Annotated in this window: 20 protein-coding genes and 1 pseudogene; 15 read left to right on the top strand and 6 right to left on the bottom strand. The window is 53.4% G+C overall.

Annotation, left to right across the window (positions count from 1 at the left end; all coding sequences use genetic code 11):
• The first annotated feature begins 3 nt into the window (after positions 1-3).
• The 9 genes and pseudogenes from rpmJ (at position 4) to HA43_RS15730 (ending at position 4,311) form a co-directional block, all read left to right on the top strand.
• The gene (gene rpmJ, locus HA43_RS15770; protein ID WP_004160566.1) at positions 4-120 is read left to right on the top strand and encodes a 50S ribosomal protein L36; all 117 of its coding nucleotides are present in this window, start codon (positions 4-6) and stop codon (positions 118-120) included.
• 146 nt (positions 121-266) lie between these two features.
• Positions 267-622 (top strand): annotated as a pseudogene (gene rpsM, locus HA43_RS15765) (30S ribosomal protein S13).
• A 16-nt stretch (positions 623-638) separates the two neighbouring features.
• Positions 639-1,028, top strand: a complete 390-nt coding sequence (gene rpsK / locus HA43_RS15760) for a 30S ribosomal protein S11 (protein WP_004160563.1) — start codon at positions 639-641, stop codon at positions 1,026-1,028.
• A 33-nt stretch (positions 1,029-1,061) separates the two neighbouring features.
• A complete protein-coding gene (gene rpsD, locus HA43_RS15755; RefSeq protein WP_039380782.1) occupies positions 1,062-1,682 on the top strand; it encodes a 30S ribosomal protein S4 in 621 nt (206 codons plus the stop codon).
• Between the two features lie 25 nt (positions 1,683-1,707).
• Entirely contained in the window at positions 1,708-2,697 is a 990-nt protein-coding gene (locus tag HA43_RS15750; protein ID WP_007891688.1) for a DNA-directed RNA polymerase subunit alpha, read from the top strand.
• A 40-nt stretch (positions 2,698-2,737) separates the two neighbouring features.
• On the top strand, positions 2,738-3,124 hold the full coding sequence (gene rplQ / locus HA43_RS15745) for a 50S ribosomal protein L17 (RefSeq protein WP_003850180.1): 387 nt from the start codon (positions 2,738-2,740) through the stop codon (positions 3,122-3,124).
• 105 nt (positions 3,125-3,229) lie between these two features.
• Positions 3,230-3,601 (top strand): DnaJ family domain-containing protein, encoded by a 372-nt coding sequence (locus tag HA43_RS15740; RefSeq protein WP_039380777.1) that lies wholly within the window; start codon positions 3,230-3,232, stop codon positions 3,599-3,601.
• Between the two features lies 1 nt (position 3,602).
• Complete coding sequence (gene zntR, locus HA43_RS15735) at positions 3,603-4,061, top strand: Zn(2+)-responsive transcriptional regulator (RefSeq protein WP_039380774.1); 459 nt, start codon at positions 3,603-3,605, stop codon at positions 4,059-4,061.
• Positions 4,062-4,092: 31 nt separating this feature from the next.
• On the top strand, positions 4,093-4,311 hold the full coding sequence (locus HA43_RS15730) for an alternative ribosome-rescue factor A (protein WP_039380772.1): 219 nt from the start codon (positions 4,093-4,095) through the stop codon (positions 4,309-4,311).
• 17 nt (positions 4,312-4,328) lie between these two features.
• Here the strand turns inward: HA43_RS15730 and mscL are convergent, their stop codons facing one another.
• The 5 genes from mscL to def all read right to left on the bottom strand — a co-directional run bounded on the left by mscL (position 4,329) and on the right by def (position 9,071).
• Positions 4,329-4,739, bottom strand: a complete 411-nt coding sequence (gene mscL, locus HA43_RS15725; protein WP_039380768.1) for a large-conductance mechanosensitive channel protein MscL — start codon at positions 4,737-4,739, stop codon at positions 4,329-4,331.
• A gap of 112 nt (positions 4,740-4,851) precedes the next feature.
• Entirely contained in the window at positions 4,852-6,228 is a 1,377-nt protein-coding gene (trkA, locus tag HA43_RS15720; RefSeq protein ID WP_039380765.1) for a Trk system potassium transporter TrkA, read from the bottom strand.
• 31 nt (positions 6,229-6,259) lie between these two features.
• Positions 6,260-7,546 carry a 16S rRNA (cytosine(967)-C(5))-methyltransferase RsmB gene (gene rsmB / locus HA43_RS15715; protein ID WP_094112090.1) on the bottom strand — a complete coding sequence of 429 codons (1,287 nt, stop codon included), beginning with the start codon at positions 7,544-7,546 and terminating at the stop codon, positions 6,260-6,262.
• 46 nt (positions 7,547-7,592) lie between these two features.
• Positions 7,593-8,537: a methionyl-tRNA formyltransferase gene (fmt, locus tag HA43_RS15710; RefSeq protein WP_094112089.1), complete on the bottom strand. Its 945-nt coding sequence runs from the start codon at positions 8,535-8,537 to the stop codon at positions 7,593-7,595.
• Between the two features lie 21 nt (positions 8,538-8,558).
• Entirely contained in the window at positions 8,559-9,071 is a 513-nt protein-coding gene (gene def, locus HA43_RS15705; RefSeq protein WP_039380757.1) for a peptide deformylase, read from the bottom strand.
• Between the two features lie 113 nt (positions 9,072-9,184).
• Between def and dprA the strand changes: the two genes are divergently transcribed.
• Genes dprA through HA43_RS15675 form a run of 6 tightly spaced genes read left to right on the top strand, consistent with a single transcriptional unit; the run spans position 9,185 to position 12,972 of the window.
• Positions 9,185-10,309 carry a DNA-protecting protein DprA gene (dprA, locus tag HA43_RS15700; RefSeq protein ID WP_094112092.1) on the top strand — a complete coding sequence of 375 codons (1,125 nt, stop codon included), beginning with the start codon at positions 9,185-9,187 and terminating at the stop codon, positions 10,307-10,309.
• Positions 10,281-10,754, top strand: coding sequence for a DUF494 family protein Smg (smg, locus tag HA43_RS15695; RefSeq protein WP_039380755.1), 474 nt, complete (start codon positions 10,281-10,283; stop codon positions 10,752-10,754). Before dprA ends, smg begins: the two co-directional genes overlap by 29 nt.
• Before the next feature lie 24 nt (positions 10,755-10,778).
• Complete coding sequence (locus tag HA43_RS15690) at positions 10,779-11,327, top strand: DNA topoisomerase family protein (RefSeq protein WP_094112091.1); 549 nt, start codon at positions 10,779-10,781, stop codon at positions 11,325-11,327.
• A gap of 2 nt (positions 11,328-11,329) precedes the next feature.
• Positions 11,330-11,905 carry an L-threonylcarbamoyladenylate synthase type 1 TsaC gene (gene tsaC / locus HA43_RS15685; protein ID WP_094112088.1) on the top strand — a complete coding sequence of 192 codons (576 nt, stop codon included), beginning with the start codon at positions 11,330-11,332 and terminating at the stop codon, positions 11,903-11,905.
• A 3-nt stretch (positions 11,906-11,908) separates the two neighbouring features.
• Positions 11,909-12,727: a shikimate dehydrogenase gene (gene aroE, locus HA43_RS15680; RefSeq protein WP_094112087.1), complete on the top strand. Its 819-nt coding sequence runs from the start codon at positions 11,909-11,911 to the stop codon at positions 12,725-12,727.
• Positions 12,724-12,972, top strand: coding sequence for a DUF1488 family protein (locus tag HA43_RS15675; RefSeq protein ID WP_071668691.1), 249 nt, complete (start codon positions 12,724-12,726; stop codon positions 12,970-12,972). The genes aroE and HA43_RS15675 overlap by 4 nt, the downstream gene beginning before the upstream one ends.
• Here HA43_RS15675 and HA43_RS15670 read toward each other — a convergent pair.
• The gene (locus HA43_RS15670; protein WP_094112086.1) at positions 12,948-13,502 is read right to left on the bottom strand and encodes a gamma carbonic anhydrase family protein; all 555 of its coding nucleotides are present in this window, start codon (positions 13,500-13,502) and stop codon (positions 12,948-12,950) included. The genes HA43_RS15675 and HA43_RS15670 overlap by 25 nt on opposite strands.
• Positions 13,503-13,659: the final 157 nt, after the last annotated feature.

Raw genomic sequence — 13,659 nt, 5'->3', positions numbered from 1 at the left:
AAAATGAAAGTTCGTGCTTCCGTCAAGAAATTATGTCGTAACTGCAAAATCATTCGTCGCGACGGTGTCGTACGTGTGATCTGCAGCGCCGAGCCTAAGCATAAACAGCGCCAGGGCTGATTAAGTCACATATTTTTCTTGCAAAGTCGGGTTGAGCTGGCTAGATTAGCCAGCCAATCTTTTGTATGTCGATGCGTTTCCATTTGAGTATCCTGAAAACGGGCTTTTCAGCATGGTTCGCATTTATTTAATTATAGGAGTGCATAGTGGCCCGTATAGCAGGCATTAACATTCCTGATCATAAACATACCGTTATCGCATTAACTTCGATCTTCGGTATCGGCAAAACTCGTTCCAAAGCTATCTGCGTTGAAACGGGCATTGCTGAAAATGTTAAGATCAGTGAGCTGTCTGAAGAACAGATTGATCAGCTGCGTGAAGCAGTTGGTAAATTCGTTGTTGAAGGTGATCTGCGCCGTGAAATCACCCTGAGCATCAAGCGTCTTATGGACCTTGGTTGCTACCGTGGTTTACGCCATCGTCGTGGTCTGCCGGTTCGCGGTCAGCGTACTAAGACCAACGCACGTACCCGTAAGGTCCGCGTAAACCGATCAAGAAATAATCGGGGTGAGTAAATAATGGCAAAGGCACCAGTTCGTGCACGTAAGCGTGTAAGAAAACAAGTCTCAGATGGCGTGGCTCATGTCCATGCGTCTTTTAACAACACCATCGTAACTATTACCGATCGTCAGGGTAACGCGCTGGGTTGGGCAACCGCCGGTGGTTCCGGTTTCCGCGGTTCACGTAAATCTACTCCATTCGCTGCTCAGGTCGCTGCAGAGCGCTGTGCAGAAGCGGTAAAAGATTACGGTATTAAGAACCTGGAAGTTATGGTTAAGGGTCCAGGTCCAGGCCGCGAATCTACGATTCGTGCTCTGAACGCTGCTGGTTTCCGCATCACGAATATTACTGATGTGACTCCGATCCCTCACAACGGTTGTCGTCCGCCGAAAAAACGTCGCGTATAACGCCCCGTTTTTTAGGTTAGTTGGAGAAAGAAAATGGCAAGATATTTGGGTCCTAAGCTCAAGCTGAGCCGTCGCGAGGGTACCGACTTATTCCTTAAGTCTGGCGTTCGCGCGATTGATTCCAAGTGCAAAATTGAACAAGCCCCTGGTCAGCATGGTGCGCGTAAACCGCGTCTGTCTGATTACGGCGGTCAGTTACGTGAAAAGCAGAAAGTTCGTCGTATGTACGGCGTGCTGGAGCGTCAGTTCCGTAACTACTATAAAGAAGCAGCACGTCTGAAAGGCAACACCGGTGAAAACCTGTTAGCTCTGCTGGAAGGTCGTCTGGATAACGTAGTTTACCGTATGGGCTTTGGCGCCACTCGTGCAGAAGCACGTCAGCTGGTTAGCCACAAATCTATTCTGGTAAATGGCCGCGTTGTTAACATCGCTTCTTATCAGGTATCTCCGAATGATGTCGTAAGCATCCGTGAGAAAGCCAAAAAGCAATCTCGCGTGAAGGCCGCTCTGGAGCTGGCTGAGCAGCGTGAAAAGCCAACCTGGCTGGAAGTTGATGCGACCAAGATGGAAGGTGTGTTCAAGCGTATGCCTGAGCGTACTGATCTGTCTGCGGACATTAACGAACACCTGATCGTCGAGCTTTACTCTAAGTAAAGCTTAGTACCAAAGAGAGGACACAATGCAGGGTTCTGTGACAGAGTTTCTAAAACCGCGCCTGGTAGATATCGAGCAAGTGAGTTCGACGCACGCCAAGGTGACCCTTGAACCATTAGAGCGTGGCTTTGGCCATACTCTTGGTAACGCACTGCGCCGTATTCTGCTTTCTTCCATGCCGGGTTGCGCGGTGACCGAGGTTGAAATTGATGGCGTGCTGCACGAGTACTCCACCAAAGAGGGCGTTCAGGAAGATATCCTGGAAATCCTGCTCAACCTGAAAGGGCTGGCGGTAAGAGTTCAGGGTAAAGATGAAGTCATCCTTACTTTGAATAAATCTGGCATTGGCCCTGTGACTGCAGCCGACATCACCCATGATGGTGATGTCGAAATCGTCAAGCCGCAGCATGTGATCTGCCATCTGACCGATGAAAACGCATCTATTAGCATGCGTATCAAAGTTCAGCGTGGTCGTGGTTATGTGCCGGCGTCTGCCCGAATTCATTCGGAAGAAGATGAGCGCCCAATCGGCCGCCTGCTGGTCGACGCTTGCTACAGCCCTGTAGACCGTATCGCCTACAATGTTGAAGCAGCGCGTGTAGAGCAGCGCACCGACCTGGACAAGCTGGTCATCGAAATGGAAACCAACGGCACAATCGATCCTGAAGAGGCGATTCGTCGTGCGGCTACCATCCTGGCAGAACAACTGGAAGCTTTCGTTGATTTACGTGACGTACGTCAGCCGGAAGTGAAAGAAGAGAAACCAGAATTCGATCCGATCCTGCTGCGCCCTGTTGACGATCTGGAATTGACTGTCCGCTCTGCTAACTGCCTTAAGGCAGAAGCTATCCACTACATCGGTGATCTGGTACAGCGTACTGAGGTTGAGCTGCTTAAAACGCCTAACCTCGGTAAAAAATCTCTTACTGAGATTAAAGATGTGCTCGCTTCACGTGGTCTGTCTCTGGGCATGCGCCTGGAAAACTGGCCGCCAGCAAGCATCGCTGATGAATAACCCGATCACAGGTTAAGGTTTCACTGAGAAGGATAAGGTCATGCGCCATCGTAAGAGTGGTCGTCAACTGAACCGCAACAGCAGCCATCGTCAGGCTATGTTCCGCAACATGGCTGGTTCTCTGGTTCGTCATGAGATCATCAAAACGACTCTGCCGAAAGCCAAAGAACTGCGTCGCGTAGTTGAGCCGCTGATTACTCTTGCCAAGACCGACAGCGTAGCTAATCGTCGTCTGGCATTCGCCCGCACTCGTGATAACGAGATCGTGGCAAAACTGTTTAACGAGCTGGGCCCGCGTTTCGCGAGCCGTGCCGGTGGTTACACTCGTATTCTGAAGTGTGGCTTCCGTGCTGGTGACAACGCTCCGATGGCTTACATCGAGCTGGTTGATCGTCCAGAAGCTCAAGCAGAAGCTGCTGCAGAGTAATCTGCAGTATCGTAGAAAACCCGCTCCGGCGGGTTTTTTATTGCCTGAAATTTGTCATCCGCTATGATTTCCTGAGTCATTGACAGATATCGACAGGAGAGTGCTATGTGGTTAATCGATCAACTGGCGGAACAGCACATTCGTGAAGCTCAGGCAAAAGGTGAACTAAGCAACCTTCCTGGTGAGGGTGCGCCGTTACAGCTGGATGATGACAGCGCAGTTCCCCCTGAACTGCGTACCGCGTATCGTCTGTTAAAGAATGCCGGCTATCTTCCGCCTGAGCTTGAAGCCCGGAAAGAGGCGCTTGAACTGCACAAGCTGTTGCAGACGCTTGATGCAGAAGAACCTTCTCACGCTGAAATTACCCGGCGCCTCATTCTCCTTGAAAGTAAACTGCAGCAGGCTGGCCTGAGCACCGAATTTTTATACAGCCGTTATCGTGCTGATATTGCTCAACGTCTTAAGCAGGGTGAATAGCGTGTATCGCATTGGTCAACTCGCCCGGCTTGCGGAAGTCACGCCGGACACCATTCGTTTTTATGAAAAGCAGCAGCTGATGGAGCACAGAATGCGCACCGGAGGCGGCTTTCGTCTTTACAGCGATAAAGATCTGCAGCGTCTGCGGTTCATTCGCTACGGACGTCAGCTTGGTTTTACTCTGGAAGCGATTCGGGGATTACTGTCGATCAGGATCGAACCCGATCATCACACCTGTCAGGAGTCAAAAGCGATCGTGGCCAGCAGGCTGGAAGAGGTTGATCATGTTATCGCGGAACTGCAGATCATTCAGCGTTCACTGCAGCGGCTGGCGCAAACCTGCTGCGGCGAGCAACACAGCTCCGCCTGCTGTTCTATTCTTGAAGCGCTGGAGACAGGCAACGATCCGCAGCCAGAAGCGTGCTGCGGTAAAGATTGCAACGCCGGACAAAAAGAGTAAAGTTACCCCCGAAATTTATCAGGAGAAAGGTATGAGTCACTATCAGCATCGCAAAGGGATCATCAATGATAATGCGCTGGAGGCGTTACTGCATGACCCGCTTTATCGTCAGCGGATCGAGCGTAACCAGAAAGGTAAGGGCAGCTATCGTCGTAAAGAGAAGCATGCAAAGGGACAGCAGCGGGAGGCCAGCGATAAGCAACACTGTTTATCACTGGCCTTCTGCTATGGCATAAAAAAAGCCGCCTGAGTCAGGCGGCTTTTTTATCAGATCTTTGTATTCTGCTGCTTCAGCAAATCACGGATTTCCGTGAGCAGTACTTCTTCGCTGGAAGGCTTCGGTGCCGGCTTCTCTACTTCTTTTTTGGTATAGAGTTTGTTCATTACTTTAATCGCCATGAAAATCGCGAATGCAATAATGACAAAATCAAATACGGTCTGGATAAAATTACCATACTCCATCACCACAGCAGGAACATCACCCTCTGCCGGTTTCAGCACCCATCTGAACTGCTTAAAGTCCACGCCGCCAATCAGCAGGCCCAGCGGAGGCATGATGATATTCGCCACTAATGATGAAACAATTTTACCAAACGCAGCACCGATCACGACACCGACTGCCAGGTCCACTACGTTGCCACGCATGGCGAAATCGCGAAACTCTTTGAATAAACTCATGGTTATCTCCCTTGCCTAAGCCAATCGATAAAGTCTAACAAACCTTAGCGCATTTTCCATTATTGCAGCGCATTAAAGCGAGGCCGCGAAGGGAGAGGCAGTCCAGCGATTATCAGAGGAAAAACGGGCTGGGCTGAAACAGTCGCTCTACATCCGGAACAAATTTTTTGTCTGTCAGAAACATGATCACATGATCACCCTGTTCGATTCTGACGTTTGCATTAGCAATAATCACCTCATCACCGCGCACAATGGCGCCAATTAGCGTGCCGGGCGGCAATTTAATATTTTCAATCTGCCGGCCAACCACGCGTGACGTGCTCTCGTCGCCATGTGCAATCGCTTCAATGGCTTCTGCAATGCCGCGGCGCAGTGACGAAACGCCCACAATATCCGCCTTGCGTACGTGGCTCAACAGGGCAGAAATAGTGGCCTGCTGTGGTGAGATGGCGATGTCTATTACGCTGCCCTGCACCAGGTCAACATAGGCGCGACGCTGTATCAGCACCATGACTTTTTTCGCCCCCATCTTTTTAGCCAGCATGGCTGACATAATGTTGGCTTCATCGTCATTGGTCACGGCAATAAAAAGATCAACCTGATCCACATGCTCTTCAGCCAGCAGCTCCTGATCGGAGGCGTCACCATAAAATACGATGGTGTCCTGCAGGTTTTCTGCCAGTTCAGCGGCGCGCTGCTGGTTACGCTCGATAAGTTTAACGCTGTAATGTTTTTCCAGCCGCTGCGCAAGACCAAAACCGATGTTGCCCCCGCCTACCAGCATGATGCGTTTGTAAGGCTTTTCCAGCCGCTGCATCTCGCTCATTACGGCGCGAATGTGCTGACTGGCAGCAATGAAGAACACTTCATCACCCGCTTCAACAATGGTTGACCCCTGCGGACGAATAGGGCGATCCTGACGAAAAATAGCCGCAACCCGCGTATCGATGTGTGGCATATGCTCACGCATGATAGAGAGCGGATTGCCGACCAGCGGGCCGCCATAATAGGCTTTAACCACGGCAAGGCTTACTTTCCCTTCCGCAAAATTGACCACCTGAAGTGCGCCAGGATACTGGATAAGACGATAGATATTGTCGATAACCAGCTGTTCAGGAGAGATTAAGTGGTCAATCGGCACCGCTTCCGGCGTAAATAATTTATCGCCATCGCGCAGATAGTCCGCTGCACGAATACGCGCAATACGGTTTGGCGTATTAAACAGCGAGTAAGCTATCTGACAGGCGATCATATTGGTTTCGTCCGAACTGGTTACGGCAACCAGCATATCGGCATCTTCTGCGCCCGCTTCACGCAGGACACGCGGATGAGAACCGTGGCCGTGGACAACGCGCAGGTCAAATTTGTCCTGCAACACGCGTAAACGTGAAGGGTCGCTGTCTACCACGGTGATGTCATTGTTTTCACCCACCAGATTCTCTGCCAGCGTACCGCCAACCTGACCGGCTCCGAGGATAATAATTTTCATCGCTCTGTTGCTCTCATTAGCGTGCGCCGCACTATTTTTTTATCAGCTTAGCGTAGAAAAAGCCGTCACCGCCGTCAGCGTGCGGGAATACCTGCCAGCCATATTCATCCCCCTGCGGCAGCGGCACCGCGATGGCATCATCATGGTCGGCAAGAAACGTGCGGATTTGCTCATGGTTCTCTTCCGGCAATACTGAACAGGTCGCATACAGCAGCGTGCCGCCTGATTTCAGACGTGGCCAGATGGCATTAAGGATTTCACGCTGCAGTGCTGCCAGCTCCGCAATATCCCGATCGCGGCGCAGCCATTTGATATCAGGATGGCGACGTATCACGCCGGTTGCAGAACAGGGCGCATCAAGCAGGATACGGTCAAATGTCAGATCGTTACACCAGGCGGCAGGCGTACGGCCATCGCCCTGACGCACCTCTGCAGTCATGTTCAGGCGCAGCAGGTTTTCCCGCACGCGGCTCAGGCGCTGCTCATCAATATCAACTGCCATCACACTGGCCTGTGGGGCCACTTCCAGAATATGTGTGGTTTTACCGCCCGGCGCTGCACAGAGATCCAGTATATGTTCGCCTGGCTGAGGTTCGAGCAGCAGAGCACAACGCTGCGCGGAGAGATCCTGAACCGTAACCCATCCCTGCTCAAAACCCGGCAGCTGGCTTACAGGCGCTGGTGATTCCAGACGTACAGCATCCGGCGCATCGCCGCAGATGCCATTTTTGTCCGCCTGATTCAGCAATGCCAGCCAGGCATCACGCGTATGATGCTGGCGATTGACGCGCAACCACATTGGCGGACGCTGATTGTTGGCCTCGGTGATCGCCTGCCACCGCTGCGGCCAGGCGTGCTGAAGACGTTTCAGTAACCAGCCAGGATGCAGATAGCGTTGCGGTGCCTGATCCACTTCTGCCAGCAGGCTCTCCTGCTGACGCTGAAACTGGCGTAACACGCCATTCAGCAGCCCTTTCAGGTTAGCCCGCTTAAGGACTTCTGCGCCGGCAACAGTTTCCGCCAGCGCGGCATGCGGCGGGATACGCGTATAAAGCAGCTGATAAAGGCCGACCATAATCAGGTAGTGCAGCACGCGCTGTTTACCGGTTAACGGGCGCTCCATCAGCTTGCCGATCAGCGCTTCCAGCTGAGGTAATGTGCGCGTCACACCAAAGCACAACTCCTGCAGCAGGGCGCCATCTTTGTCCGCCACGGTTTTTTGCGCGGCAGGAAGGATAGCGCTGAGCGATTCGCCTTTATCCACCACACGTTCGATCAGTTGCGCCGCCAGGCTGCGCAGGTTAGTCGCTTTTTTCATAGTATTTCATCAGGCAGTTGGGCCCGGCGCGTACCGGGCAACAGGATCAGGCCAGAACGGTTCCGGGAGTGAACCATTCGCGACGTGAGTTGAGCAGGTCCTGGGCTGACATAGGTTTTTTGCCAGCTGGCTGCAGGGATAACAGGTTTAAGACACCATCCGCGGTTGCGATCTGAATGCCCTGCTTATCGGCGTGCAGGATTTCGCCCGGCTGTTTATCCTGATGCGGTAACACCGTTGCCTGCCAGACTTTTACCGGTTGATCATCGATAAGAAAATAGCTTACCGGCCAGGGATTAAAGGCACGGATGCAGCGCTCCAGCTGCGCCGCCGGCAGCGACCAGTCCAGCCGGGCTTCCTCTTTGCTAAGCTTTTCAGCGTAGGTCGCCAGAGCGTTATCCTGTACCTCTGGCTGTGCACGGTTGGTCGCCAGCATAGTTAGCGTTTGCAGCAGGCCCTGCGGCCCCAGTTCAGCCAGGCGGTCGTAAAGCGAAGCGCTGGTATCGTCCGGACCAATCGGGCAGTTGAGTTTGAGCAGCATATTGCCTGTGTCGAGGCCTGCATCCATCTGCATAATGGTCACACCGGTTTCGCTATCGCCAGCCCAGAGCGCGCGCTGGATCGGCGCCGCGCCGCGCCAGCGTGGCAGCAGCGAGCCGTGAACATTCACGCAACCGAGCCGGGGCATTGAAAGCACTGCCTGTGGCAGAATCAGCCCATAGGCCACGACGACCATGATATCTGCCTGCAGATCGGCTACCAGCTGCTGGTTCTCTTCCGGCCTGAGTGATTTGGGCTGAAAAACCGGTATACCGTGCGTCTGGGCTAACACTTTTACCGGGCCGGGAGTGAGTTTGTTGCCGCGTCCGGCAGGACGATCGGGCTGGGTAAAGACGCCGGTTACCTGATGCTCAGATGCAAGCAGCGCGTCAAGGTGACGCGCTGCAAAGTCAGGTGTACCGGCAAAAATAATTTTCAACGGTGCAGACACAATTTAGCCTTCTGTTCGCTCTCAGGATGCGCGGGTATTCTGGCGAGCCAGTTTTTCCAGTTTCTGTTTAATACGCTGGCGTTTCAGCGGTGACAGATAATCGATAAACAGCTTGCCGTCCAGATGGTCAATCTCATGCTGAATACAGATTGCCAGCAGGCCATCCGTTTCCAGTTCAAAGCTGTTACCGTCGCGATCCAGCGCGCGAACTTTGACGCGCTCGGCGCGCGGCACAAATGCACGCTGTTCCGGAATAGAAAGGCAGCCTTCCTCGATACCGGTCTCGCCACTTTTTTCCAGCAGCTCCGGATTGATGAGCACCAGGCGTTCGTCACGATTTTCAGAGACATCGATAACGATAATACGCTGGTGGATATCAACCTGTGTAGCCGCCAGGCCAATGCCTTCTTCGGCATACATCGTTTCAAACATATCATCGACGATACGCTGAACCCCGGCGTCAACTGCTGCAACCGGTGCAGCAATTTTGCGAAGGCGATCGTCAGGAAAATGTAATACCTGCAAAACTGACATAAATATCCAGATCTATATGCGTTAAAGAAAAGATTACTGGTTCATATTGTAGACTTTTCAGGGCCCGATTGACAGCATTGCACGGCACAGATACGGCGGTCATGGAAGGCAAAATGGAAAAGCTGGAAAGAGTGCTCAGAGCAGCAAACGTACGGGGCCTGAGCGGCCACAAAGCGCACCGCTTTATGACGGCGTTAAAGGCTGCTGACAGAGTGGATGATGAGTGGCTGCGCGCTCAGGGAATGAGTGAACAACAGCGGCAGCACTACCTGGTGCTGTGCCCGCGCCAGCGTGATAACACACTGGCGTGGCTGGAGCAGCCGCAGCATAGCCTGATTGACTGCACGGATGCTCGTTATCCGGAGCGGCTTAAAGAGACAGCGCGCTACCCGACCGCGCTGTTTGTCGCTGGCGATGCAGCAGCGCTTGCTCAGCCTCAGCTTGCCGTGGTTGGCAGCCGCAACTGCTCACTTTACGGGAAAGAGTGGGGGGAGTGGTTTACGCAACAGCTGGCCGTAAGTGGCCTGACTATCACCAGTGGACTGGCGCGCGGTATTGATGGTATTGCGCATCGTGCCGCGCTGGCTGCCGGAGGAAAGACGCTGGCGGTACTGGGCAGTGGATTACAGTGCCTCTATCCAAAGCAGCATCAGGCGCTGGCCTGCGACATTATCAGCCACGGCGGTGCGCTTATTTCTGAACTGCCGCTGACGTGTGCGCCGCATGGCGTGAACTTCCCGCGACGTAACCGTATTATCAGTGGCTTAAGCTATGGCGTGCTGGTGGTAGAGGCGTCGCTGAAAAGCGGTTCGCTGGTGACGGCGCGTTATGCACTTGAGCAAAATCGCAATGTTTATGCGCTGCCCGGAGCGCTGGGTAACGCCGGCAGTGAAGGCGTGCACTGGCTGATACAGCAGGGCGCACTGCTGGTGGCTCATCCCAATAATATTCTGGAAGATCTGCACTCTGCGCTGCAGTGGCTGCCCGTAAACCAATCGGACACAACATATTCACAACTCAGTGACGATGTTCCATTGCCATTTCTCAGCACGTTGGCTAACGTAGGTGATGAGGTTACACCTGTTGACGTCGTCGCTGAACGTGCCGGCCAACCTGTGCCAGTCATCGCTGCACAATTGCTCGAACTGGAGTTAGCAGGATGGATCGCAGCTGTACCCGGCGGCTATGTCCGATTGAGGAGGGCATGCCATGTTCGACGTACTTATGTACTTGTTTGAAACCTATATTCATAACGAAGCTGAGATGCGCGTTGATCAGGATAAACTCACTGATGATCTAACTGACGCCGGTTTTCACCGTGAAGATATCTACAATGCGCTGAACTGGCTTGAACGGCTGGCGGATTACCAGGAGGGGCTGGTCGCACCGGTATTACTGGCAAACGATCCTCTCTCTATGCGTATCTACACTGAGGAAGAGAGCCAGCGTTTAGATGCAGAGTGTCGCGGTTTCGTGCTGTTCCTTGAGCAGATTCAGGTACTGAACATGGAAACGCGGGAAATGGTTATCGAACGGGTTATGGCGCTTGATACGCTGGAGTTCGATCTGCAGGATCTGAAATGGGTGGTGCTGATGGTGCTGTTTAATATTCCGGGATGCGAAAATGCCTATCAGCAAATGGAAGAACTGTTATTCGACGTCAATGAAGGTATGCTGCATTAATCTGTAATGAATACCCCGGGTAATATGAATAAATCAGCGCTGTTTAGCGTGCGCAAACAGGAACCCTGCCCCGCGTGCGGGGCAGAATTAGTCATACGTTCTGGCAAAACGGGCCCGTTTCTGGGCTGTAGTAACTATCCCGCCTGCGACTATATCCGGCCGATGAAAAATCAGGCGGATGGCCATATCGTCAAGGTGCTGGAAGGGCATGCCTGCCCGCAGTGTGGTGCAGACAAAGTACTGCGTCAGGGACGGTTTGGCATGTTTATCAGCTGCAGCGGTTATCCGGAGTGCCACTATACGGAAGCCGTTGATAAACCTGATGTGACAACTATTGCCTGTCCGCAGTGCGCCAGCGGTAAGCTGGTACAGCGGCGCTCGCGCTATGGCAAAACGTTTCACGCCTGCGATCGCTATCCCGAGTGTCAGTTTGCTATTAACGCCACGCCGGTTGAAGGTACGTGTCCACACTGCCAGTTCCCCTTACTAATAGAAAAGAAAACTGCACAGGGCGTCAGGCGTTTCTGCGCCAGTAAACGCTGCGGCAAGCCCGTTGTGCAGGAAGAAGAGTAATCATGAACCAGTCTCAATCTATTCCAGGAAGCGCTGACTTTTGCATTGAACAGCTAAAACAGCAGCGCGTGATCGCTTATCCCACCGAAGCCGTATTTGGCCTTGGCTGCGACCCTGACAGCGAACGTGCGGTAATGGCGCTGCTGCAGCTGAAACAACGGCCGGTTGAGAAAGGATTGATCCTGATTGCCGCTGACTATACTCAGCTGACGCCCTATATTGACGATGAGCAATTGACAGCGGAGCAGCGCGAACGCATGTTTGCCTCCTGGCCTGGTCCGGTAACCTGGGTGGTGCCGGCGCGATCCAGTACACCACGCTGGCTGACGGGGCGTTTCAATTCACTGGCGATCCGCGTCAGTAATCACTCTGACGTTCAGGCATTATGCCGTGGTTTTGGCAAACCGCTGGTCTCTACCAGCGCAAACCTGACCGGCATGCCGCCCTGTCGCACCGCTGCTGAAGTCACTGAGCAGTTTGGCGTTGCGTTTCCGGTGCTGCAGGCAGCCACCGGAGGGCGTCTTAACCCTTCAGAAATCCGCGATGTGCTCAGCGGTGAACTGATTCGCCAGGGCTGACAGATGGAAAACTTTGCCGTTTTTGGCCATCCGATTGCGCACAGTAAGTCCCCCTTTATTCATCGCGAATTTGCCCGGCAAACCGGTATAGCTCACAGCTATGGTCAAGTCTGCGCGCCGCTGGATGCTTTTCCGCAGACGCTGCGCGCCTTTTTCGCTGCGGCGGGGAGGGGGGCTAACGTGACCCTGCCGTTTAAACAGCAGGCGTGGTCGCTGGCTGATGCGCTGAGCGAGCGCGCCAGGCTATCTGGCGCAGTGAATACGCTGCATAAGAGAAGTGATGGCTCGCTTTTCGGAGATAACACCGACGGGATCGGCCTGCTCAGCGATCTGCAAAGGCTGGAGATGATCCAGCCAGGCGATCGGATCCTGCTGGTCGGTGCAGGGGGGGCTGCGCGCGGTGTGATCCAGCCTCTGCTTGCCGCCGGCTGCTCGCTGGTGGTGGTAAACCGCACCGCCAGCCGTGCTGAAGAGCTGGCGCAACAGTTTAGTCACTGCGGAGAGATTGAGGCAGTAAACTTTGCCCGGCTCAGTACACACGCTTTTGATCTGATCATCAATGCCACCTCCAGCGGTGTTGCAGGCGACATCCCACCTTTACCTGCCACGCTGATTGAGCGCGGGGTACGCTGCTATGACATGTTTTACCAACCGGGCCTGACGCCTTTTCTTCTATGGTGCAAGCAGCAGGGTGCCGGCGCACTGGCGGATGGCACGGGCATGCTGGTGGGACAGGCTGCACACGCTTTTCAGCTCTGGCACGGTGTCATGCCGGAGATTACGCCGGTGATCGATACACTAAAGCGAGCCATGCAGCCATGAATCAGGCGATTCATTTTCCTGAACGGGAAAGCTGGGATCGGCAGCAGCAGGCAGTCATCTTTCCTGCTCTGGTAAATGGCATGGGAATCACCTGTGCTATTTCTCAGCCCGCGCTTCATGCACGTTTTGGTGAAGGAGAGGCGATGGCGCTGTTCTGCGCACATCGCTGGGATATAGAAGAGGAAGCTGAAAAGCTTATTCTGACGGATGCTATCAGCGATCAGGGCTGGGTCTGGCTCTCCTGATTCAGATAATCATCTTTCCATTTGACGTAATTGCCGGATGAGTAAAGCAGGCCGGCAATTTCAGCTTCAGTAAGCGGGCGAATCTGTTTCACCGGACTACCTAAATAGAGATAGCCGCTGACGAGACGCTTGCCGGGGGGGACCAGGCTGCCGGCTCCGATCATGACATCCTCTTCAACAATGGCCCCGTCCAGTACGATTGAGCCCATGCCGACCAGCACGCGATCGCCGATAGTACAGCCATGCAGCATCGCCTTATGCCCGACCGTCACATCTTCGCCAATCAGTAAAGGATATCCCTGGGGATTGGTGGCTGACTTATGCGTGACGTGCAGAACGCTGCCATCCTGTATATTGCTTCTTTTACCAATGATGACGTGATTAACATCACCGCGGATCGCGACCAGCGGCCAGATGCTGACATCATCCTCTAACCGGACATCACCCACAACAACGCTGCTGCTATCTACCATGACACGCTCGCCGGTTTGCGGAAAAGAGTACTTATAAGGGCGCAGGGCTACTGACATGATCTTTCTCCTTTATCAATTATTCCCAGCGTGCAGCTAAATGCAGTGCTGAACAAGGTGAAATTTAACCGGATCGCTCGCGATCGCAGCGAAAAGAACAGAAACTCGCCACTCAGTAAAAAAGATCGAAAAAAGGGGTTGTGCAAAAAATTCGGAT

Source organism: Pantoea eucrina, from assembly GCF_002095385.1.
GTDB classification, from domain to species: Bacteria; Pseudomonadota; Gammaproteobacteria; order Enterobacterales; family Enterobacteriaceae; genus Pantoea; species Pantoea eucrina.
Note: the sequence above shows the minus strand (reverse complement) of the source record. Positions and strands in the feature narration are given on the sequence as shown.

Excerpts from the sequence above, each read along its gene's own strand:
- rpmJ (WP_004160566.1), top strand. The coding sequence starts at position 4 with ATGAAAGTTCGTGCTTCCGTCAAGAAATTATGTCGTAACTGCAAAATC.
- rpsK (WP_004160563.1), top strand. The coding sequence starts at position 639 with ATGGCAAAGGCACCAGTTCGTGCACGTAAGCGTGTAAGAAAACAAGTC.
- rpsD (WP_039380782.1), top strand. The coding sequence starts at position 1,062 with ATGGCAAGATATTTGGGTCCTAAGCTCAAGCTGAGCCGTCGCGAGGGT.
- HA43_RS15750 (WP_007891688.1), top strand. The coding sequence starts at position 1,708 with ATGCAGGGTTCTGTGACAGAGTTTCTAAAACCGCGCCTGGTAGATATC.
- rplQ (WP_003850180.1), top strand. The coding sequence starts at position 2,738 with ATGCGCCATCGTAAGAGTGGTCGTCAACTGAACCGCAACAGCAGCCAT.
- HA43_RS15740 (WP_039380777.1), top strand. The coding sequence starts at position 3,230 with ATGTGGTTAATCGATCAACTGGCGGAACAGCACATTCGTGAAGCTCAG.
- HA43_RS15730 (WP_039380772.1), top strand. The coding sequence starts at position 4,093 with ATGAGTCACTATCAGCATCGCAAAGGGATCATCAATGATAATGCGCTG.
- mscL (WP_039380768.1), bottom strand. The coding sequence starts at position 4,739 with ATGAGTTTATTCAAAGAGTTTCGCGATTTCGCCATGCGTGGCAACGTA.
- trkA (WP_039380765.1), bottom strand. The coding sequence starts at position 6,228 with ATGAAAATTATTATCCTCGGAGCCGGTCAGGTTGGCGGTACGCTGGCA.
- rsmB (WP_094112090.1), bottom strand. The coding sequence starts at position 7,546 with ATGAAAAAAGCGACTAACCTGCGCAGCCTGGCGGCGCAACTGATCGAA.
- def (WP_039380757.1), bottom strand. The coding sequence starts at position 9,071 with ATGTCAGTTTTGCAGGTATTACATTTTCCTGACGATCGCCTTCGCAAA.
- dprA (WP_094112092.1), top strand. The coding sequence starts at position 9,185 with ATGGAAAAGCTGGAAAGAGTGCTCAGAGCAGCAAACGTACGGGGCCTG.
- smg (WP_039380755.1), top strand. The coding sequence starts at position 10,281 with ATGTTCGACGTACTTATGTACTTGTTTGAAACCTATATTCATAACGAA.
- HA43_RS15690 (WP_094112091.1), top strand. The coding sequence starts at position 10,779 with ATGAATAAATCAGCGCTGTTTAGCGTGCGCAAACAGGAACCCTGCCCC.
- tsaC (WP_094112088.1), top strand. The coding sequence starts at position 11,330 with ATGAACCAGTCTCAATCTATTCCAGGAAGCGCTGACTTTTGCATTGAA.
- aroE (WP_094112087.1), top strand. The coding sequence starts at position 11,909 with ATGGAAAACTTTGCCGTTTTTGGCCATCCGATTGCGCACAGTAAGTCC.
- HA43_RS15675 (WP_071668691.1), top strand. The coding sequence starts at position 12,724 with ATGAATCAGGCGATTCATTTTCCTGAACGGGAAAGCTGGGATCGGCAG.
- HA43_RS15670 (WP_094112086.1), bottom strand. The coding sequence starts at position 13,502 with ATGTCAGTAGCCCTGCGCCCTTATAAGTACTCTTTTCCGCAAACCGGC.